Here is a 17178-nt window from a genome sequence, read left to right as displayed (position 1 = left end):
AAAAGGACACCTACAACTTGCCAAGAAACACGTGGAAGCAGCGGGCAGCAGGATCCTACTCACAGGAATACTTCCCACTATCGGGCCCAAGTATTTGGAATTGGACTATATGACTCCCAGCCCAAGGTATTACGCCCTTAACGACATGATCAAACACACGCGTGGCAGTGACTTTCAATTACATATCCGCGGTGTAGAAGAACTAAGCATACTCCACGATTCTGTGCTTTTTGAAGCCTGTAATACCAGTTTTCAAATGCATTTACAGATCGATCCGGAGGATTTTATATCGAGCTTTAATTGGGCGCAAGCGCTAGCAGGTCCAATCCTTGGGATTTGTACCAATTCTCCCTTGCTATTGGGAAGAGAATTGTGGAAAGAGACCCGTATTGCACTGTTTAGACAAAGTATTGACACCAGACCTACACGCTCAGCACTAATAAATAAGCAGCCTCGAGTGCAATTCGGAACGGCTTGGGCTCAAGGCGACGTGAGTTCCATATTTAGAAACGAAATAGCAGCGCATACGGTGATCTTACATCACGAGATCAAAGAAGATGCATTGCGTATGGCGCGAGCCGGACAGGCTCCTAAATTAGAAGCCCTAAACCTACACAATGGCACGCTTTACAATTGGAACCGCGCTTGTTATGGTGTAGGCGGAGGAAAAGCGCATTTGCGTATAGAGAATCGCTATGTGCCTTCTGGACCTACGGTACAGGATGAAATGGCAAACTTTGCGCTCTGGGTTGGTCTTATGAAAGCCAGACCTAGCGCCTGCGACGATATGATCACCGCCATGGACTTTAAATCGGCCAAGAATAACTTTTTAAAAGCTGCCCGATATGGTTCTGAATCGGTAATGGAATGGATGGGCGAGAGTTTGGGCGTAAAAAAACTAATTGGGCGAGAGTTGCTTCCTATGGCAGAGTCAGGATTAAAGTCTACAGGAATAGACCCTGCGGATATTCAACGATATTTGACCATCATAGACAAACGCTTACACGCCAAAGACGGATCAAAATGGATTGTTTCCAATTATCGTGAGGCGAGCAAAAAATACGGTAAAGATGCTGCAAGACGCATGCTATCTAAGACCATGTTCGACTACCAACAAGAAGATAACTGTATTGCAGACTGGGGACCACTCTGTGATTTTAAAGCCATGGATCCGCCAGAAAGAATCTCACAGATCATGTCCACAGGGGTTATCACAGTGCGCGAAGATGACTTAGCCGCCTTGGCGACCAGTATTATGGACTGGAAGAACATACATCACGTTCCTGTGGTTGATCGCAACGATTCATTGATAGGATTGCTTACTTGGACCCATGTAATTCACACCGATTATGCCGTAGCTATAGACGATGGCTTAAGCGTTGGCGACATTATGGTTAAGGCGGTTGTTAGTGTTGCACCAGATACGGATATACAAGAAGCTATAAAGATCATGAAGCATCATGAAATTGGCTGTTTGCCGGTAACCGAGAAAGGAACCTTAGTAGGTATTGTGACCATTAAAGATATACAACTCTATGACCCTGAACCTATCGATGGCTGATCTACAAAGCCTAGACCTCATAAAATCTCGATCAATTGCCCCACCCATTGTAAAGGATGATGGTCCTGTAGTGATATTCATAGGTGGGATCCACGGTAATGAACCTGCCGGTATAGTTGCGCTAAAACAGTTATTGCAAGAGCTCCAAGAGCAGCGAGCGTTTATAGCGGGTTCCGTTTATGGCCTAATTGGTAATAAAACGGCATTAAAAACGGGGCAACGCTATTGTGAGGTCGATCTAAATAGAATATGGTCCAAGGGAGAAATTGCCGCACTCTCCCAACAAGATGCATTGAACTCCGAACAAAAAGAGCAGCTCGAGTTATGGTACGCGCTGCAAAATATAGTTGATCAACATAAAGGTCCTTTTTATTTTATGGACCTACACACGACTTCGGGACCCACAGCGCCTTTTTTAACGGTAAATGACAGCTTGTTGAACCGCCGTTTTACGCAGCACTATCCCCTACCCGTTGTTTTAGGGATTGAGGAGTATCTGCAAGGACCACTGCTGAGTTATATCAACGAACTCGGGTATGTGGCCTTTGGTTTTGAAGCAGGGCAACACGACGATCCCTTGAGTATTCAGAATTGCTACGATTTTGCGCGTTTGTCCCTAGAGATCATAGGACTTATTGCTGATGGGTCAGAGCAAGAACAGCGACTCCGACTAGGACGCCAGTGCAGTGATCTGGAACAGTTCTACGAGATCATCCACAGACATCAAGTGCAGCGGCGAGAAGCTTTTAAACTAAATCCTGGTTACCGTAATTTTCAGCAGGTTCCCTCTGGAACACTTTTAGGCTACGATGGTGACCAGGCCATGGTCTTAGATCAGAAAGGGCAATTGTTCATGCCCTTATACCAGGGACAAGGAGAAGACGGTTATTTTCTAATTCGCAGTGTGCCTGCGTTCTTTTTGGGCCTGAGTAAAATACTTAGAAAATTACGTGTGGATAAGGTATTTCCTTTACTTCCCGGAGTACATTGGATGACCGAAGACAAAAGTAAATTAAGGATCGATCTTAAGATAGCGCGGTTCTTTACCACAGAAGTGTTGCATCTATTCGGGTATAGAAAAAAGGAAAGGTCCGCAGAAGAACTCATAGTGACCAACCGAGAGGCGGCTTCTAAGCACGAGGCTTATAAGAAGGCGACTTGGTATTAACTCAAATCACGCAGTTCTATAGTCTCTCCTGGATTTACAAAAGCAAAGGCAGTATATCCCATTGCCTTGAAGTCATCTAATTGTTTTCCGAGATTTTTTGCCTTATAATCAAGCAAAACAGTATTGCCATCCGCTCTAAGTGAAGCTGCGTGCTCGCGCATTGCTCGTATAGAATCTGCATCTTTATTGCCTAAGAGCGCAATGCGTTTGCGGCTGTCCGGAATTTCAAAGCCTTGTTCTTCTAATATCAAAGCCAAGCGCTCAAAGCCGATCGAAAAACCACAAGCTGGCACTTGTTGTTTTCCACCGAGGAAACGCCCTATCATACGGTCATAACGCCCACCTCCGGCAATGGACCACGAGTAGCCCTTAACCTTGACTTCGAAGATCATTCCGGTGTAATAACCCATTCCGCGAACCAAAGAAAGATCAAAGGCTATGTCTATGCCAGAGCCTGTTTCCTTTTGAATGGTATCGATCACGAATTTTAGATCTTCCAGCAGTTCGGCAGGAACTATTTGCTGTGATTCGTTAGCAGTTATAAAGTCTTCGAAAGTATGTGAGGTAAAGGAGGAAACTATTTCTATAAATGTGTCACATTGCTGTTGATCTAGCTCAGTGGTAGCCAATTCTTCCTTGATTCCACCGATACCGATCTTGTCCAGTTTGTCTAAAATGATAAAGACCTCTGCGGCTTGATCTTCGTTAAATCCGCAGTAATTGGCAATAGCCATTAAAAGGCGCCTGTCATTGATCTTTACTTCAAAACCGTCTAAGCCAAATTGCTTCAAAGTTGCAGTAGTGGCAGAGATAAGTTCCAACTCAGCCAAATAAGTAGGGTCTCCAATGACATCTATGTCGCATTGGGTGAATTGGCGGTAACGCCCTTTTTGAGGTCGCTCTGCACGCCAAACATTTCCTATCTGAATAAACTTATTCACCTTGGGCAATTGGCCCATATTATTGGCGTAAAAACGCGCTAAAGGCACCGTCAAGTCAAAGCGCAGCCCGAGATCGGCCAAGTCGTCCATACTAGATTTAGCCAATTTATCTCCTCGTTTAAGGATCTTGAAGATCAACTTCTCGTTCTCTCCACCTTGTCCGCTGGATAGCAAGTCGATGTTCTCCACACAGGGAGTTTCGATCTGTCTGAATCCGAAGGTTTGATAATGCTCCAAGATCACATTTTGGATGTAATTTCGAATCGCCTTTTGATCGGCTGTGAACTCGCGCATGCCCTGAGGAGGTGTCTTTAATATCTTCATGGGTTCCCTTTGGATTTTTAAGATGCCACAAAAATAGCAATTGCACTACAGATGCAGAAATACCGCGCTCCTTATTTTCAAAGCCCACCCATCCAACCGGGTCGATCCAGGTTGCGATACTGAATGGCTTCTAGTAAATGCTCCTCTTTGATCTGAGAAGCTCCATCCAGATCTGCCATGGTACGCGCAACTTTCAATATCCGATCGTACGCTCGAGCAGATAGCCCCAAACGATCCATGGCCTGCTTTAAGAGTTCTTTACTAGCTTGATCCAACGTGCAATACTTTCTAATAGCCTTAGACTGCATTTGTGCATTGTAATGCACTGTTTCTTGATCTTTGAATCGCTGCTCCTGGATTGCCCTTGCCTTTATAACCCGAGCTCTTATAGTTGCACTAGAAGTTCCTGCCGGAGCATCGCTTAGTTTATCGAACCCCACAGGGTTAACCTCAATATGCATATCCATTCTGTCTAATAAGGGACCTGAGATACGCCCTAAATACCTTTGGATCTCCTGCGGAGAGTTGACCACAGGAGCATCTGGTTCGTTGAAATAGCCTCCTGGACTTGGATTCATACTAGCAACCATCATAAAACTAGCCGGATAGGTAACATTGAAACGGGCGCGAGAGATACAAACTTCTCGATCTTCTAAGGGTTGTCTCAAAACTTCCAGAACTGCTCGTTTAAACTCTGGGAGTTCATCTAAGAACAATACGCCATTATGCGCAAGTGAGATCTCCCCTGGCTGAGGATAGGTGCCTCCTCCTACCAAAGCCACATCACTTATGGTATGGTGAGGACTTCTAAAGGGGCGCTGGGTTAGTATGCCTTTTGCCTCTTTGGTGCGACCTGCAACAGAATGGATCTTAGTGGTTTCCAAGGCTTCGTCCAAGGTCATGGGTGGCAAAATAGACGGGAGCCTTTTGGCGATCATGGTCTTGCCAGAGCCCGGAGGCCCGATCAGCAATATGTTATGGCCTCCTGCAGCTGCCACCTCCATACAGCGTTTAATACTTTCTTGCCCTTTGATATCGGCAAAATCCATACTGATAGTGTCATTTTGCTTTGCAAAAAGCAAGTTTGGATCTACCAAAACTTGTTTTAAGGCCGTCCCTTTATTAAAATGATCAATTACTTCTCCGATGGACTGAGCCCCATACACCTCAAGTCCTCGAACTATGGCTGCCTCTTCGGCATTTTGGGCGGGAAGTATCATACGTTTAAAGCCCTCTTCCCTTGCCTTTATTGCCATGGGCAATGCTCCTCTGATGGGTTGCAGCGTACCGTCCAGAGAAAGTTCTCCCATCATGATATAAGCTTCCGGATCGAATTCTTGGGCGATTTGCTCACTGGCCAATAAAATTCCCATAGCCAAAGGCAGATCGTAAGCGGCGCCTTCTTTTCGAAGATCTGCCGGAGCCATATTGAGGGTTAACTTTTTGCCTGGGATTTTAAAGTTGTGTGTGAGCAGGGCTGCAGCAATGCGGTAATTGCTTTCTTTGATCGCGTTATCTGGTAAGCCGACCAAATGATATCCTATGCCATTATCTACATGGACCTCTATGGTAATGGTGGTTGCATCTATACCGAAAACGGCACTCCCGAATACTTTTGTAAGCATAGCTTAATGATTGGGAGGAGTAATACCCTAGCAAGCTAACAAAGCGAGAACGAAAATTTGAGGGCTAAGCTATACTTATACCACACGATTCATAAAAATGTAGTTCAAACTATTGCTCGGAAACCAAGGCCTCTGCACGTTTTATCTCAAATGGAGTAAACCAGTCCCAACTCACCCCTACGCTTACTTGATTTCCGGAATCGACAAAACGGTAATTGTAATTGTCATGACCATAGATATAACTGACAAAAAAGCCAAAGTCACTTTTAAAAGGATACCAGGTACCAAAGACCTCTGTTCGTAGCGGTTCCACGCTGGGGTGCGCTCCGGATATACCTTGTAAGCGGAAGCCGACCGAATATTTAAGCGTCTCTTTATAGGTGTGTAGGTATTCATATTCAAAGCCCATTCTATGGCGCCCATAGATATCAATATCTAGCGGATTATAACCCCCAATGTCTGCCACAAAGAACATATTGTTGTGCCACAATTCATACCAACCGGTAAAGGAATGCACCTGATACGGCGTATTCTTTTTAAGGTTGTTGAGTCTAAAGTTCCCACTGACTCTAGTGAAGTTCGTAGAAAAGTTTCCGTTGACTCTGTTGAGAATGTCAGACAGATTGGTTTGATCGGTTATAGCCGCATAAACGGCATCGCAGGGCGAAGTTTCGTCGTCTAAGTTGGTGTCGAAGGCACATCCTGATTGGCCGTTGGAATAATGTCCAGATTCTAAAGCAGCAGCAACAAAGTGGTTTCCATCTGTCTTCCGCAGCAACTGAAAGCCCAGGAAAACACGATAAGAAGGCGTTTTAACAGGTCGGGAATTCTCGTTATACATGCGGATATGTGGCTGAAAGCTAGCGTAAAACGTACTGCTAAAACGTTTGTCATTCACGTCTTGCAAGTTCTTGACCATATTGTTGTAAAAGCTGTAATAAACCACCGGATTGGCATCAAAAAGTATCTCTTCTTGTTCTACCATACTGGAGAGGTAGCGAACAGTGGGTTTAATACTAATAGGATAATAATCTCCAAAAACAGAGGTTCGTTGCTGAGTTTGTTGCGCCAATCCTGTAAGGCAAAACAGGCCGGCCAAAAAGACAATTTTACGCACGACAGATTAAGATTAGTGTTGCTCTTGTGAAGGTACTATAAAGAAATGTAAAAGCGACTACCGGGCGGCAGTCGCTCTTATCTTAACAGACTAACTTAACTCGTGGTGCTTGCGCCTGCACCTGTGGAGTTATTAAATAGTCCAGAAAACTTGAAAAGGTTGCGCAGAAATTTTAAAAAAATTTTAAAACCTTGTTTTTTAATTACTTAGATGTTGTAATAAGGCCTGAGTAGAACCATCATGTGTTTCAGAAACATGTCCAGACTCAATATCACTCAAAGTGTTCTTAGCCAAAACTTTACCTAATTGCACACCCCACTGATCGTAACTAAAAATATTCCAGATCACCCCTTGAGTAAAAAGTTTATGCTCGTAAAGGGCAATGAGCTTTCCGAGGGAATTAGGACTCAGTTGATCTATCAGAATCGTATTGGTAGGACGATTCCCTGTAAACACCTTAAACGGCGAATCTACCTGCTGCCCTACAGTTCCCGTCATTAAAGCTTGGGTCTGGGCAATGAAATTGGCCATAAGTGCATCTTGATGCGCTTTCTGGTTGTGCTGATCTTTTTTAAAGCCGATGAAATCCGCAGGGATCACTTTAGTGCCCTGGTGGATCAATTGAAAGAAAGCGTGTTGGGCATTGGTCCCTGTAGATCCCCAAACTATGGTCCCCGTTTGGTAATCGATCACCTCTCCGTTGCGATCAACTCCTTTCCCATTACTCTCCATTATGGCTTGCTGCAAGTAAGGAACCAGCTTGGTCAAATACTGCGTATATGGAATAACGGCTTCACTTTCGGCGCCTACAAAGTTGTTGTACCAAACAGAGATGAGGGCCAACATAACCGGGATATTCTGCTCAAAAGGGGTGTTTGCAAAATGCTGATCCATTTCGTGTGCGCCTCGGAGCAAGTCCTCGTATTGCTCATAGCCGATCGCACATGCAATGCTCAAACCTACGGCACTCCAAAGTGAAAAACGACCTCCGACCCAATCCCACATGGTAAAGATGTTGTTAGGGTCAATTCCGAAGTCTTTTACCGCCGGAATATTGGTACTAACGGCAATAAAGTGTTTTGCGATGTTCTCTTCGGAGGTATATTGTAAGAACCATTTGCGGATGGTCTGGGCGTTCATAAGGGTTTCTTGGGTAGTAAAACTTTTAGAAACAATGATGAACAAAGTGGTTTCTGGGTCTAATCCATTTAATGACTCGATAACGTGATCGCCCTCTACATTCGATACAAATCGAACATTCAAATGGTTACGTTGGTTGCGCAAGGCCTCCACAACCATATCCGGACCAAGGTCGCTCCCTCCTATTCCTATATTCACTACATCGGTGATGCTTTTACCGGTATAGCCTTTCCAAGCCCCAGAAATGACCTGCTCGGTAAATGACTTTATCTGCGCCAAGACCTCTGAAACCTCTGGCTTCATAGCGGAGAAGTTACGCAATGCCGTATGTAGCACAGCGCGATCTTCGGTCTGGTTAATGTGTTCTCCTGTAAATTGAGCAGCAATAGCTTCCTTAAGTTTAACCTCCGAAGCAAGATCCAGCAAGGCCTCTTTTATTGCAGCATTTATATGGGTTTTAGAAAAATCCACATAAAAATCCTGCCATTGCAAACTATAGGCTGCTGCCCTGTTGGCATCCTCTTTAAAAAGATCTTGCAAATTGGTGTTAGCAGTATTTTCAAATAAAGCAGTTAAGGCTGCCCAGGCTTTGGTTTGTGTCGGATTTACAGACGGAAAACTCATTTTTTTCTCTTTGGTTATCCCTGCAAATTTAATCACAAATCAGTAGAGACCCTTATCTAAAATGACCAAATTGTGCCGAATTGCAAACAAAACCAATCCGGCTACGTTCTTAGAATTGGTTTTCTGTAAAAGATTGTTCCTATGGCCCTCTACAGTGCGCGGGCTTATAAAAAGTCGCTCTGCTATTTCTTGAGTGGTGAGTTGGTCGCAAATAAGTTGAAGCACTTCCTTTTCTCGACTGGTCAGCTCGTCTGCATCGATTACCGTTCGGTGTTGACCGCCTTGAAGCTCATCTTGAATGATCTGCATGACCTGATAATTGTAATAAAATCCACGGCTTACCACTTCTCGAACCGTATGTTTTACGGTTTTAGGAGTAGAATTCTTAACTAAGAAAGCCGCTGCACCTATATCTACCATATTGGCAATAAACCCACGGGTGTTGTAACTGGTAAGCGCAATGACCTTAACCTGCGGATATTTCTTCAATACAGCTTTGGTTGCCTCTATCCCGTTGAGCATGGGCATCTTAAGATCGGTCAAGATTACATCGGGGAGCTTGTCCATGGTGGCCAAGGTATCCAGTAGTTTTTGACCATTCTCTGCCTCAAAGACCACTTCGAAATCGGGCTCACGTTCCAAGATAAAGGCTATGCCTTTGCGAAATAGTTCTTCATCGTCGGCCAAACCGATCCGTATTATCTTATCACTCATGCTGATTTAATTTTAATGAAAAACTTATTCCTTCTCCGGGGGAACTTTTAAAAGTCGAGCTAGCTCCTAAAAGCGCCACTCTACTTTCTATATTCTTCATGCCGAGCCCTGGACTTCCACCACTCTCGGTATTTTCAAAGCCCACTCCGTTGTCTGTATACAGCAGGCTCAATGGTTGTTGTTTAATGGAAATGGTAATAGCACTCGCCTTGCCGTGTTTAAGTGAATTGTTGACCAATTCTTGGATTATTCGGTACAGATGAAGCTCCGCCTTGGCGTCGAGTAATTCGGGCTGATAATCGCTATTAAAGCTGATCAAGTTGGCTGTAGCCCTATTAAAGTCATTGGTAAGTTCTTCTACTGCTGGAATTAGTCCGAATTTTTCAAGAACAGGCGGTAGGAGATCATGGGCTATGCGTCTGGAACTCTCTAGAGTAGTATTGGAGATTTGCAGAATAGTACCCAAGAGCTCGTTGGATTCTTGTTCATTCACGCCTCCTTCTAAAAGCACATTGGTGTTCAAAGAAACTATATTCAGCTTAGAGGAGATAGCGTCGTGCAGGTCTTGTGCTATGCGCTTGCGTTCCTTTTCTTGGGTGAGAATGGTGGCTTGTAGCATTTCTTTCTGATGCGATATTTCCAAGTTGGCCTTCTCTAGCTCAGCATTGATGACCTTCTTCCTCGACAAAAAGAAAAAGGTAACCAGAGCAATGGCCATCAGCAATAAAAAGCTAAGCGCAATAAGAATTAAAGAAATTATGTCTGTGTTCTCAAACATCTAGGCACTGTGCTTTAAGCTTCTATAATTTTGGAACCACTCCACCATGATCAAGGTTTGAAAGATCAAATAGAATACAATATTGAGGTTCAAAAGCAAGATATAACTGTCTTGAGAAAGTTCGTACTGCAAGTTTCCGCTAGCAAAAATCAGGGTGCTACAAATCAAATAGACAAACACCCCTACATTTACAATAATAAAGGGCGTCTTAGCACTGATTGAACGATAAAAGTATACGACACAATACCCGATTATTAACGCCTGACTTAGCGAGATCGCAATAGAATTATACCTGCTAAATAAGCTCGGATCTAATATGTATTGCACCGTCATGAACGCCAGGAGCGCTCCAGAAAGTATATAAATGATCTTTTTGCTTATAAGCTCTCCGTAAAAAAGACTCAACAGCACCAATTGGATCACCGTATATATACTCGCGATAAATATATTCGGCTTACCCAATATCACAAAGAGGATCATGCCGAGTTGGGTCAACGACATGGCGATGAGATAAAGGGTAAAAATCTTAAAAGCCTTGCTCTGTTTCGCAAAGCTTTTAAGAAATAATAAGGCATTGATTATAAGAATGATCGTAGCGAGATACGATAAATTCTTAAAGAACCGTGTCATAGGTAATTAGCCGTTCAATTGACTCGAAGGGTCACAAACCGGAGGACAAGGCATGGTAAAATCAAAAATATAATTGCCATTATCACGACCGCTTGGGTCTGGTAATTTGTCCTTGTAGGTGCCATCTATTTGGTGTGTACAGCCTACAATTACTAATTTTTCCTGACCATTATCGTCTATTGCCAAATAGGCGCGGACAGCATCAGGATTCTCGGCTAATACACCCGTTAAGTCATCTTTTGGAATCAAAAAAGCTTTAACGGCATTGGGGTTTTGAGTGCGCCAATTGGTTGTCCAGTTGGTCGCATCACTTAACGAAATAGTGTCGTTGGGAGTACTCATAGTTAGGAAATGTTGCTTGGTTATTAAATCACTCCCTGAAGATACTCAAATTGAAGCGCTGATTTTAACAATTACGGTAAATCCGTAATTAGTTTAACGTAAAACCATAGCCTTATTTACATCCCTCGTTGCGCTTGTAATAATCGATAAGTCCGTCTATAGGTCTGCGGATAATATTTCCCAACTCCAAGTGGTAAGGTTTCATGCAATCTCTAATGATATCTTCGGAGAAATGCGCAATGGATCCTATAAAGTGGATAGGGACATGCTGCGCCTCTTTATAGCAGAGTATCTTGTTCTCTATAAACTTGAACATGCCCTCACTGATGAGTTTGTAAAAATAACCGTTCACCTCTTCGCTTGTAAAGATAAACTCTGCGAAGGAGGCCAGATAGGTATTCGGATTCGGACGTTTATAGACATTGAGTTTGATCACATCGGTGTTCAGATCAAAGCGCTTTTCAAACTCTTTGGCCAGTTTGTCTGGCATTTTCTTGTAGAAATAATCGCGGATAAGACGTTTTCCAAAATAATTTCCACTGGCTTCGTCCATTAGGGCATAACCCAAGGAATCAACTTCCATGTGGATGTCTTTACCGTCAAAGTAACAACTGTTAGAACCTGTTCCCAAAATACAGACAATACCAGGTTTGTCTGTAGCCGCGTAAACTGCAGCGGCTACATCTTCTTGTACACTGATCTTGGCTCCCATAAATAGGTTTTGCAATACAGCGTAAAGCGATGCTCTTGGAGACGGTGTTCCACAGCCAGCGCCGTAAAAGTCTACCTTTTTAACCGTTTTGAAAAGCCCAACAAGTTCGGTGTTCTCACGGATGCGACTTTCTAATTCGTCGGGTTCTACTACGGCCGGATTCAAGCCCTTGGTACGGGTCTTGAGTACTTTTTCGCAGGAATCGTCAAGGAGGACCCAATCGCACTTGGTGGATCCTCCATCAGCAATTAAAATCATAATTAAATCTTAGATACTGGCAATATGAGCCGCAAGGTCGATCAATTTAGACGAATATCCGTATTCGTTATCGTACCAAGCCACCAATTTAAAGAAGTTGTCGTTCAGTGCAATTCCTGCATCTGCATCAAAATTACAGGTGTTTGGATCGGATACGAAATCCTGAGAAACCACAGGCTCGTCTACAAAGTCGATCACCCCGGCATATGCTCCGACTGCTGCATCTTTGAAAAGTGCTTTTACTTCTTCATAAGTTGCAGATTTCTCTGTACGTACTGTTAGATCTACCACAGATACATCCGCAGTAGGAACACGGAAAGCCATACCAGTTAGTTTTCCTTTCAACTCTGGAATTACTTTAGTTACTGCTACGGCAGCTCCAGTAGAAGTAGGAATAATGTTATTCAAGGCAGATCGTCCTAAGCGATAGTTCTTACGAGAAGGTCCGTCTACTGTCATTTGGGTCGCTGTTGCAGCGTGAACAGTGGTCATAAGGCCTTCTACAATACCGAGGTTATCGTGGATCACTTTGGCCATAGGTGCCAAACAGTTGGTAGTACAAGAGGCGTTAGATACGATCTTGTCTTCTGGCTTCACCTTGTCGTGGTTCACACCCATTACGAACATCGGTGCGTCTTTAGAAGGTGCAGAGATCACTACTTTCTTAGCTCCGGCATCTAAATGCGCCTTGGCAGTGTCCATGGTAGTGAAGATTCCAGTACAATCGATAACGATATCAACTCCAGCTTCGTCCCACTTCAATTGAGAAGGGTCACGCTCCGCAGTTACTCGTACTGTGTTTCCATTCACTTTCAAGTGTCCGCCGTCTACGGCTACAGTACCAGCAAATTTTCCATGTACTGAATCGTACTTCAACATATAGGCCAAATGATCTACATCTAAGAGATCGTTTACTGCAACCACCTCAACATTAGGATTTTGAGAGGCAATTCTAAAAGCCAATCTTCCAATTCGGCCAAAGCCGTTAATTCCAATTTTTGTCATAATTATATGAATTAAACAGACGTGATGTCTGCTACTCGAATTAGTTCTACATCTATTTCATTTTCCCCACTGATCGCTCTCGCGAAGGGAACATATACTATTTTTCTGTTTGCTATTCCAACCATAACATCCTGTTGACCTGCCAACAAGGCATCTATGGCGCCAACTCCTAAACGGCTTGCCAATACGCGGTCATAACAACTCGGTGCACCACCGCGCTGAATATGCCCTAAAACAGTTACGCGTACCTCGTAAGCGCTCATATTGTCCTCTATGTATTTAGCCAGATCAAAGATGTTCTTCCCTATCTGATCGCCTTCTGCCACTACAATGATGCTGGAAGTCTTTCCAGATTTCTTACTGCGACGCAAAGACTCCAAAAGTCTGGTACGCCCCATATTCTCTTCTGGAATAAGGATCTCCTCCGCTCCTGCTCCAATACCGGCGTTCAGTGCTATGTCTCCTGCGTTGCGGCCCATAACTTCCACCAGGAACAGGCGGTTGTGCGAATTGGCCGTATCGCGGATCTTATCTATCGCCTCCACTACAGTATTGAGCGCAGTATCGTAACCGATGGTATAATCGGTTCCGTTAATATCGTTGTCTATGGTTCCGGGTAAGCCTACAATCGGGAAATCGTGTTCGCCTTTAAAAATGGATGCTCCGGTAAAGGTTCCGTCTCCTCCAATGACCACTAAAGCATCGATTCCTGCCTTCTTAAGATGGTCATAGGCTTTCTGACGACCTGCTACAGTCATAAACTCCTTAGAGCGAGCGGACTTTAAGAAAGTTCCACCACGGTTAATGATGTTTTTCACCGAACGCGCGTCCAGATCTTCAAAATCACCTTCAATAAGGCCTTGATATCCTCTAAAGATCCCTACACAGGAAAGATCATTGTATGCACAAGCTCTAACAACTGCGCGAATAGCGGCGTTCATTCCAGGGGCATCTCCCCCAGAAGTAAGCACTCCAACCTTAGTAATTTTTGTACTCATTTAATGCTAAACTAGGGCATTCTGTGCAACTCCACAATAGCCCGATTAAACTAAAACGTTTTCGTTTGATAAATTTTTCTAAAAAACTCCTAATTGCCTGATTTCCCTTTAGTTTTTAACTAAAAACAGATAGGAATTCGGGGCGATTTCAAAGTTCTTTTCGCCATCGATCTGCACCTTTTCTCCAGATTTAAAAAAGCTAAAAGTACCCATTGCTTTCACCGGCAGATTCTTTACTTCGGATGAGAAGTTTGCCAGGTACAGAATTTCAGAGTCGCCTTTAAATCGTCTAAAAGCCAACAGGTCCGGATCGTGAAAAGTGTGGATCCACTCATAGTTGGCCGCATTTACTCCGCCGTGCAAGGCCGGAACCTCTTTTTTCACCGCTGCCAGTTTCTCTAAAACAGGCCAGATCTTGCCTTTAGTCTTCGGGATACTGTCCTTTTCAAAGAATTTCAAGCTGTGGTTCAGATCGTATTCAAGGCCGCTATAAATAAGTGGCATGCCGGGTAAGGCATAGCTCAGCACCAAACAGGATTCCCAATTGGCTCCAGTTCTTCCTAGGAAAGTACCATTCCAAGAGTTCTCGTCGTGGTTCTCAACAAAATTCATCACATAGTCACCAGCTGCCCATTTTTCCATTTGTCCGTTGTAGTGCGCCCACCACTGTGCAGCGGGTTGCTCACCCTTGGCAATGTCGTTCATCAAGTGATGGTTCGCCCAGCCGTAGGCCATATCGAACAAGCCGTCTTCCAATAGCTCCGGATTGTCTGCCTCTGCCAACATAAAGATCTTCTTTTCTGCACGCAGCTCCGGAATGGCTTTTCGCCAGAATTCCGTAGGCACAAAACCGGCCACATCGCATCGGAACCCATCAATATCCTCTTCGGTGATCCAATACTTCATCTCTGCGATCATGGCTGGAGTTAGCTCCGGATTGTCAAAGTTCAGATCGGCCACATCGGTCCAACCCTCAGGGGTACGACCATCGTCCTTAAGAGGTTCAGAGACCTCTCCAGCTTCGTTCTTGGTGTAGTAGTCCGGATGCTCTTTGATCCAATGATGGTCCCAACCCGTATGGTTGGCCACCCAATCCAAGATCACGTAGATCCCATTGTCATGCGCCGTTTTAACCAAGCGTCTAAAATCTTCTAAGGTTCCAAACTCCGGGTTGATTGCGGTGTAATCAGAGATCGCATAATAGCTTCCTAAATACTTCTTCCGCTCCTCCGGATCTTCTATATCGTCTGCCATAACATTGCCATAAGCCTTACGCTTGGTAGAAGATATCGGATAGACCGGCATAAGCCAGATCACATCTACCCCTAAGGCCTTAAGCTTGGGAATATCTGCCGTAAAGGCATCAAAACTACCTTCGGGAGAATACTGCCTGATATTGGCCTCATACAAAATAGCTGTTTCTAAAAATTCATCGGTCAATGGCGGCAAGGTAGCCACCTCAGCTGTTTGGTTCATAGCTTCTGGGTTTGAGGTATTTTGCTTACAGGCCATAAGTGTTATCACAACTAGCAATAAAACTATAAGCTGATATGTTTGCTTTTTATTCATCGATAGCCTCCAATAAAACAAGGGTTGCATCAGAAGTAAGGCTTACTTGGCCATCTTTTACAGTTACTGTCTTGTCGGAATATGCATCGCGCAGGGTCGCTCCCTCCGCAAAGGCCATTCCTATCTCAATGATCTTTGCCCCTTTCGGTGCATTTAAAGCCACAACCACAGTGTCTTCTCCGTCGGCATAAGTACGAGAAAAGGTATAAGGCTCAGCAGCCAATTGTTGGTGTCTACCAATTCCTACAGCCAAGTGATTGTTCTTAAACTGACCCAATTTTTGGTAATGGGTTAATAAACGTTGTGCTTCGGCATCTTGGGCATAGGCTTCCCAATCCATGGCCGAACGTAAAGTCGCATCGCCATTGGTACCTTCAATAAGCAAGGAACGACCTACTTCATCTCCGTAGTACATCTGAGAACCTCCAGGAGTTAGCAACAAGAGGTTTGCTGCCGTGTAGGTGTTCTCGCGAGCTTTATCAAAAGGGTAACCATCGTCGTGAGAGGTCAAGTAGCTCAAGGTCCCGTAATCTGCCAAGGTCGTATTCAAAATAGAATCATACCGAGAGAAAACCGCCTCGTAATCTACATCCGCCTCCTGAGAGCGTAGATCAAAATTGATCATAGCTGTAAAAGCATCCTTGTAATAGTCTTTTTCAACATCGACGAACTTGGTCATCAGGCCGTCATTAATACTATATCCATAGACCTCGCCTACGGTGTAGAAAGGCGTGTCATCCAACACCTTATCTGGGTTGGCCTCTTTCCAGGCATTGAAAGCGTAGTCACACTCTTTTTTGAACTCCTGCCATACATAGGCTTCGGTATGCCTTACCGTATCTACACGGTAACCGTCAATTCCAAAGTCGGTGATATAATCAGTGAGCCATTTCATGATATAAAAGCGCGGCGCTCTCGGGTAGCCTGTTCTTGCAAAGAAAGCATCCAGCTCTGCCATTTCTGTCTCGTAACGGCCTTCTGCCTTCCATTTGGCAACCAAGGCCGGCGGTAATTCCACATCCTGGTTGCTTTCTGTTTTAATATCCGGTAAGTTCTTAACCAAGGTACACTCCACCGTAGTTTCGTATGAGGTGTAGGTACAAGTTGGCTCGGTGCGCACCCAATCCTCTGGCCACACCGCATCTTGCTCGGTTACAGGACCTGTATGGTTGATCACTGCATCTAGCAAAATGCGAATTCCTTCGCTGTGAGCTGCCTCTACTAAAGCTGCAAGATCTTCAAAGGTTCCAAAATTCGGGTCTAATTGCGTCCAATCTTTTGTCCAATAACCGTGATAGGCATAGGTATAGCCAGTGCCTTCGTCCGTACCGTCATGGACCTGCTCTACTATTGGAGTCATCCAAATGGCATTGATACCAAGGTCCGAGAAATAACCTTCCTCTATCTTCTGGGTGATTCCTTTTAGGTCTCCGCCTTCAAAACCTCGCAGAACAGCGGTCTCTTTATTGCGCTCAAAATTAACGTCGTTTGTAGTGTCGCCATTGTTGAAACGATCGGTCAACAAAAAGTACAAATTGGCAGCCTTCCAATCGAAAGCTTTGGCTGTCTCGCTTTGCGTTTCAGCCTCAGCAACCGTTTCTTTGGCCTCCTGCTTGCATGCCGTTAAGGCAAGTATCAGCAGCACATAAAATACAGATCGTAATCTCATAAG

Annotated in this window: 15 protein-coding genes; 2 read left to right on the top strand and 13 right to left on the bottom strand. The window is 44.3% G+C overall.

Annotated features, from left to right (window positions below; translation table 11 throughout):
- Positions 1-31 precede the first annotated feature (31 nt).
- Together BTO09_RS12460 and BTO09_RS12455 are read left to right on the top strand one after the other, a co-directional pair.
- On the top strand, positions 32-1561 hold the full coding sequence (locus BTO09_RS12460) for an HPP family protein (protein ID WP_157663508.1): 1530 nt from the start codon (positions 32-34) through the stop codon (positions 1559-1561).
- The gene (locus tag BTO09_RS12455; protein ID WP_157663507.1) at positions 1554-2729 is read left to right on the top strand and encodes a succinylglutamate desuccinylase/aspartoacylase family protein; all 1176 of its coding nucleotides are present in this window, start codon (positions 1554-1556) and stop codon (positions 2727-2729) included. The genes BTO09_RS12460 and BTO09_RS12455 overlap by 8 nt, the downstream gene beginning before the upstream one ends.
- Here the strand turns inward: BTO09_RS12455 and hisS are convergent.
- The 13 genes from hisS to BTO09_RS12390 all read right to left on the bottom strand — a co-directional run bounded on the left by hisS (position 2726) and on the right by BTO09_RS12390 (position 17175).
- Positions 2726-3994, bottom strand: a complete 1269-nt coding sequence (hisS, locus tag BTO09_RS12450; RefSeq protein WP_087525093.1) for a histidine--tRNA ligase — start codon at positions 3992-3994, stop codon at positions 2726-2728. The genes BTO09_RS12455 and hisS overlap by 4 nt on opposite strands.
- A 77-nt stretch (positions 3995-4071) precedes the next feature.
- Positions 4072-5619 carry a YifB family Mg chelatase-like AAA ATPase gene (locus BTO09_RS12445; RefSeq protein ID WP_087525092.1) on the bottom strand — a complete coding sequence of 516 codons (1548 nt, stop codon included), beginning with the start codon at positions 5617-5619 and terminating at the stop codon, positions 4072-4074.
- 109 nt (positions 5620-5728) lie between these two features.
- Positions 5729-6736, bottom strand: coding sequence for a hypothetical protein (locus tag BTO09_RS12440; RefSeq protein WP_157663506.1), 1008 nt, complete (start codon positions 6734-6736; stop codon positions 5729-5731).
- Positions 6737-6934: 198 nt separating this feature from the next.
- A complete protein-coding gene (gene pgi / locus BTO09_RS12435) occupies positions 6935-8500 on the bottom strand; it encodes a glucose-6-phosphate isomerase (protein ID WP_087525563.1) in 1566 nt (521 codons plus the stop codon).
- Positions 8501-8539: 39 nt separating this feature from the next.
- The gene (locus BTO09_RS12430) at positions 8540-9214 is read right to left on the bottom strand and encodes a response regulator transcription factor (RefSeq protein WP_087525090.1); all 675 of its coding nucleotides are present in this window, start codon (positions 9212-9214) and stop codon (positions 8540-8542) included.
- The gene (locus tag BTO09_RS12425; RefSeq protein ID WP_087525089.1) at positions 9207-9992 is read right to left on the bottom strand and encodes a sensor histidine kinase; all 786 of its coding nucleotides are present in this window, start codon (positions 9990-9992) and stop codon (positions 9207-9209) included. The genes BTO09_RS12430 and BTO09_RS12425 overlap by 8 nt, the downstream gene beginning before the upstream one ends.
- Positions 9993-10622 (bottom strand): hypothetical protein, encoded by a 630-nt coding sequence (locus BTO09_RS12420; protein WP_087525088.1) that lies wholly within the window; start codon positions 10620-10622, stop codon positions 9993-9995. It lies immediately after the preceding gene.
- 6 nt (positions 10623-10628) lie between these two features.
- Entirely contained in the window at positions 10629-10964 is a 336-nt protein-coding gene (locus BTO09_RS12415) for a hypothetical protein (protein WP_087525087.1), read from the bottom strand.
- 112 nt (positions 10965-11076) lie between these two features.
- A complete protein-coding gene (locus BTO09_RS12410) occupies positions 11077-11934 on the bottom strand; it encodes an N-acetylglucosamine kinase (RefSeq protein ID WP_087525086.1) in 858 nt (285 codons plus the stop codon).
- A 9-nt stretch (positions 11935-11943) separates the two neighbouring features.
- Positions 11944-12939: a type I glyceraldehyde-3-phosphate dehydrogenase gene (gene gap / locus BTO09_RS12405; protein WP_087525085.1), complete on the bottom strand. Its 996-nt coding sequence runs from the start codon at positions 12937-12939 to the stop codon at positions 11944-11946.
- An 11-nt stretch (positions 12940-12950) separates the two neighbouring features.
- Entirely contained in the window at positions 12951-13937 is a 987-nt protein-coding gene (gene pfkA / locus BTO09_RS12400; RefSeq protein ID WP_087525084.1) for a 6-phosphofructokinase, read from the bottom strand.
- A gap of 108 nt (positions 13938-14045) precedes the next feature.
- Complete coding sequence (locus BTO09_RS12395) at positions 14046-15413, bottom strand: alpha-amylase family glycosyl hydrolase (protein WP_087525562.1); 1368 nt, start codon at positions 15411-15413, stop codon at positions 14046-14048.
- A gap of 85 nt (positions 15414-15498) precedes the next feature.
- The gene (locus tag BTO09_RS12390) at positions 15499-17175 is read right to left on the bottom strand and encodes an alpha-amylase family glycosyl hydrolase (RefSeq protein ID WP_087525083.1); all 1677 of its coding nucleotides are present in this window, start codon (positions 17173-17175) and stop codon (positions 15499-15501) included.
- Between the last annotated feature and the right edge of the window lie 3 nt (positions 17176-17178).

It is taken from the genome of Gilvibacter sp. SZ-19, from assembly GCF_002163875.1.
Lineage (GTDB): Bacteria > Bacteroidota > Bacteroidia > Flavobacteriales > Flavobacteriaceae > Gilvibacter.
The sequence above is the reverse complement of the archived record's forward strand: the minus strand, read 5'-3'. Positions and strand labels throughout refer to the sequence as shown.

What these genes read in the sequence shown, in the direction of transcription:
- BTO09_RS12445 (WP_087525092.1), bottom strand. Translation starts at nt 5,619, where the DNA reads ATGCTTACAAAAGTATTCGGGAGTGCCGTTTTCGGTATAGATGCAACC.
- gap (WP_087525085.1), bottom strand. Translation starts at nt 12,939, where the DNA reads ATGACAAAAATTGGAATTAACGGCTTTGGCCGAATTGGAAGATTGGCT.
- BTO09_RS12430 (WP_087525090.1), bottom strand. Translation starts at nt 9,214, where the DNA reads ATGAGTGATAAGATAATACGGATCGGTTTGGCCGACGATGAAGAACTA.
- BTO09_RS12390 (WP_087525083.1), bottom strand. Translation starts at nt 17,175, where the DNA reads ATGAGATTACGATCTGTATTTTATGTGCTGCTGATACTTGCCTTAACG.
- BTO09_RS12395 (WP_087525562.1), bottom strand. Translation starts at nt 15,413, where the DNA reads ATGAACCAAACAGCTGAGGTGGCTACCTTGCCGCCATTGACCGATGAA.
- BTO09_RS12415 (WP_087525087.1), bottom strand. Translation starts at nt 10,964, where the DNA reads ATGAGTACTCCCAACGACACTATTTCGTTAAGTGATGCGACCAACTGG.
- pgi (WP_087525563.1), bottom strand. Translation starts at nt 8,500, where the DNA reads ATGAGTTTTCCGTCTGTAAATCCGACACAAACCAAAGCCTGGGCAGCC.
- BTO09_RS12420 (WP_087525088.1), bottom strand. Translation starts at nt 10,622, where the DNA reads ATGACACGGTTCTTTAAGAATTTATCGTATCTCGCTACGATCATTCTT.
- pfkA (WP_087525084.1), bottom strand. Translation starts at nt 13,937, where the DNA reads ATGAGTACAAAAATTACTAAGGTTGGAGTGCTTACTTCTGGGGGAGAT.
- BTO09_RS12455 (WP_157663507.1), top strand. Translation starts at nt 1,554, where the DNA reads ATGGCTGATCTACAAAGCCTAGACCTCATAAAATCTCGATCAATTGCC.
- hisS (WP_087525093.1), bottom strand. Translation starts at nt 3,994, where the DNA reads ATGAAGATATTAAAGACACCTCCTCAGGGCATGCGCGAGTTCACAGCC.
- BTO09_RS12410 (WP_087525086.1), bottom strand. Translation starts at nt 11,934, where the DNA reads ATGATTTTAATTGCTGATGGAGGATCCACCAAGTGCGATTGGGTCCTC.
- BTO09_RS12425 (WP_087525089.1), bottom strand. Translation starts at nt 9,992, where the DNA reads ATGTTTGAGAACACAGACATAATTTCTTTAATTCTTATTGCGCTTAGC.